The 1082-nt window shown below is 50.0% G+C and carries 1 protein-coding gene; it reads left to right on the plus strand.

Features of this window, described 5'->3' with window-relative positions; genetic code table 11:
* Positions 1-170 precede the first annotated feature (170 nt).
* Positions 171-956, plus strand: coding sequence for an HD domain-containing protein (locus BUA65_RS17540; protein ID WP_072871700.1), 786 nt, complete (start codon positions 171-173; stop codon positions 954-956).
* Positions 957-1082 lie beyond the last annotated feature (126 nt).

Raw genomic sequence — 1082 nt, forward strand, 5'->3', positions numbered from 1 at the left:
GGAGATAGTAGGCTGGCAACAGCAGGGTTAACTCGATAGATATGACATCGCCATTCGAATATAGAATGGTCGATTAAATGTCTATTTGAGTGCCTGGTACTATATATTTAAAAAAATTAATTTCCTACCGCCATCAAATTTGGAAATCTCTTTTGAAAGGAGACGGGATTTTGCAAGCGGAGCAACTTCAGGCTTTAAAGAACTGGTTTAACCAATACGTTAAAAACTTTTACCACGATGACCCCAACGTTCAGGCAGGAATCAGGCTCAAGGAGGAACACACCCAAAGGGTCTGTGAGAAAATATTGCGTATCGGAAGCTCATTAAACCTGGGACCCGAAGACCTTTACCTGGCCGAAACCATCGCCCTTTTACACGATATCGGGCGCTTCAAACAGTTTGTCCTCTACCATACTTTTAACGACCGCCGTTCGGAAAACCACGCCCTCCTGGGCATACGCGAACTGGAACGGACCGGGGTGCTTGCGGCTCTGACCGAAGAGGAAAGGAACCTGGTTACCAGGTCCATCGAGTATCATAACCTTTGTACGCTGCCCCCGGATTTACCGGAACGCCTTTCTTTATTTGCCCGCTTGATCCGGGATGCAGATAAACTGGATATCCTGGAGATGTTCACCGCTTCCCTGGACCGTAAGAACGATAAGCCAGAAGCGCAGCAGATTTCCGGCCTTCCCGATACGCCGGGATATTCGCCGGTCCTGGTCCGCAACCTGCTTCAAGGGCAACTGTGCCACTACAATGACATGAAAAATTCTAATGACCACAAGCTGCTCATGCTTTCATGGATATATGACATCAATTTCCCTTACTCCCTCTCGGAAATTGCCAGTAACGGCTGCGTGGAAAAGATTGTCGCCCGGCTGCCAAAGACGGAGGAGGTCCAGAAGGTTTACGAACATTTGCAGGCCTACATGGCCCGCAGGCTGGCCCGTTAAAACAACGAAGCTCCCTCTATCGCAAGTATTCAATCGAGTAGGAGGGGGCGGCTAGCCCCCGTCCTCTCACACCACCGGACATGCGGGTCCGCATCCGGCGGTTCACCAAGCTTGACGAAGACTTTG

It is taken from the genome of Desulfofundulus thermosubterraneus DSM 16057 (assembly GCF_900142025.1).
GTDB classification, from domain to species: domain Bacteria; phylum Bacillota; class Desulfotomaculia; order Desulfotomaculales; family Desulfovirgulaceae; genus Desulfofundulus; species Desulfofundulus thermosubterraneus.